Here is a 2,277-nt window from a genome sequence, read left to right as displayed (position 1 = left end):
TAACCAACAAGGAAAAGTATTCGGTTCTGTTGACTCCTCACTAAAAGTAATCTGGTGAGGAGTCAACAGAACCGAATACTTTTCCTTGTTGGTTAGCAGCTATTAGTGAAACTCAACATCGAGTAACTTTGTACTTAAAATTATATCAACCTGCAAAAAATGCTTTTGACTACCATTTACAAGCAGAAGTATTTAAGGAAAAATGGCGTGAAATCAAAAATCGTTCTTTTCCTTGGCAGGTTTGTCTTCAACCCTCGCGTTTGTTGTTACTAGAAGGAACTATCACAGAAGGAAGAAGGAAGAAGCTGGAAGGAAGAAGCTGGAAGGAAGAAACTGGAAGGTGGAAGGTTAATTATTGATCTTCTAAGGAAGAAGGAATAAGGTTAATTAGGGTTTGCTGAAAAAGTCTGATAGTGACGAGCGGAGTATTCCGTAGGAAATTCAGAATTCTTATAAACCTTTCTTTACCCTTCTGCCTTCTACCTTCTGATGACATCGTTCAAGATAACTACAGATAACCCGATCGCCCTGACCATATTCTAAGCATTCTTGAAATAAATCTGCTGCTTCTGGAAATAATTCTTGATGAAATACAAAACAGTCCTTTCAAACTTCTCTTTAGTGGCGATTTTAGCATCTCGTAATTCTGGCGGATCGGCAGAAAAAATTTCAAATAAACTAACCGCTTTGGCTTTTCCTTTAGCTCTCACCCTGTCAATAAATCTGAGGTCGTATGCCAAAGAATTTTTTAAACCTTGCCAAGTTTTATCAGTAATTAAAAGTGAAACTCCATAAGTTTTTGTTAACCCTTCCACTCGCGAGGAGAGATTCACTGCATCCCCGAGCACAGTTCCGTCCATGCATCCAAATCCACCTACAGTTCCTAAAATTAACGTACCCGTATGCAAACCAATACCAATACGAATGGGTTTTAGATTCCTTTGTTGTCGCTCTGAATTGTATGTTTTCAACTGTTCCAGCATAGCGATCGCCCCTTGAACCGCATCGTCGGCAGAATTGGGAAACAAAGCCATAATAGCATCACCAATATATTTATCAATAAATCCGCCATATTTTTGAATTTGGGGTTCCATATAACTAAGATACTGGTTAATAAAAGCGAAGTTTTCCTCTGGAGTCATCTGTTCGGAGATGGTAGTAAAATCGTGAATATCCGAGAATAAGACCGTCATCTCTCGTTCCAAGCGATCGCCCAATTTCAAATTCACAATACTCTTTTTCTCTAAAAAGCTGAGAAACTGTTCCGGAATAAAACCCTGACAAGCATCATACAATCTGGCATTTTCCATTTAGAAAATTAGTATTTTTATAGTCTCAAATCAAGAAATATTTTGAGCTTTGCTAAATATTCTTTTGACTACACTCAAAAAGATTATTTTTTTGTAGCTAATATTACAAAAATTAATAAATAAATCTCTAATAACTAGAGATGCTTTAAGAGATTTTTTGTTCCCAGTAAATCTAACTCAAATAGGGAGGGTATAACAAAAAAAAGCTTTAAATAATCCTCTCCGAGGTTGTAAACAAGCCTTTAAAGAAATTTAAGTATCCAGAATAACTGCATTAAATATTTATATTTATATTAAATGTTTTTAATAATCAGCAATAAATTTTTACCTAAAGATTGAGAAATTAGTAATCAATTTAACTAAACTCTAAGGTAGAAAAATTATATCCTCTTAATATTAATATAAGCATTTCATATGTTTAAGCTTAAAAATTAATTCACCAAAATTAAGTCGCTAGATCGGAACTAGCTTCATATTTACAGGTTGCGAGCCAAAAAAGCTACAAATAATTCTCAACCTGAAAGTGGAGTTAGAAATATTAGCAGTGCATCAAAATCCAACCAGGAGTAACAAAAACCAATGGAAACTAATCAAGTGCTAAATCAATCTGATTATGAAAATTACCAGGTCAATCAGATGGTAGCATCCTTCATTGAAAAAAATCACGATTTACAAAACTTAACTAGCCACAATCAGGAAATAGCAGAACGTCGCTTACTAGAAGCAATACTGCGGAAAACCCTCAAAGAACTATCTGATATTAAATTTGCTATAGATCAAGCAGCGATCGTTGCCATTACAGACCAAAGAGGTATTATTCAATATGTGAATGATAAAGTTTATGAAATATCTCAATATTCTAGAGAAGAATTAATCGGAAAAAGTCATCGTTTGCTTAACTCTAAATATCATCCCCCAAAGTTTTTTAAAGATTTGTGGTCTACTATTAGCTCTGGTCGTGTGTGGA

The 2,277-nt window shown here is 34.6% G+C and carries 3 protein-coding genes; 2 read left to right on the top strand and 1 reads right to left on the bottom strand.

Going from position 1 to position 2,277, the window contains the following annotated elements:
- Positions 1–128: 128 nt before the first annotated feature.
- Complete coding sequence (locus F6K13_RS29265; protein WP_353735735.1) at positions 129–359, top strand: hypothetical protein; 231 nt, start codon at positions 129–131, stop codon at positions 357–359.
- A 180-nt stretch (positions 360–539) separates the two neighbouring features.
- Here the strand turns inward: F6K13_RS29265 and F6K13_RS29260 are convergent, their stop codons facing one another.
- Positions 540–1,310: an adenylate/guanylate cyclase domain-containing protein gene (locus F6K13_RS29260; RefSeq protein ID WP_124146399.1), complete on the bottom strand. Its 771-nt coding sequence runs from the start codon at positions 1,308–1,310 to the stop codon at positions 540–542.
- 579 nt (positions 1,311–1,889) lie between these two features.
- Here F6K13_RS29260 and F6K13_RS29255 point away from each other — a divergent pair.
- The coding region (locus F6K13_RS29255) for a PAS domain-containing protein (protein WP_287289300.1) at positions 1,890–2,277 on the top strand (388 nt) is incomplete at its 3' end.

It is taken from the genome of Okeania sp. SIO2B9 (genome assembly GCF_010672505.1).
Classification (GTDB): domain Bacteria; phylum Cyanobacteriota; class Cyanobacteriia; order Cyanobacteriales; family Microcoleaceae; genus Okeania; species Okeania hirsuta.
This window is presented reverse-complemented; position numbering and strand designations above follow the sequence as displayed.

Excerpts from the sequence above, each read along its gene's own strand:
- F6K13_RS29260 (WP_124146399.1), bottom strand. The coding sequence starts at position 1,310 with ATGGAAAATGCCAGATTGTATGATGCTTGTCAGGGTTTTATTCCGGAA.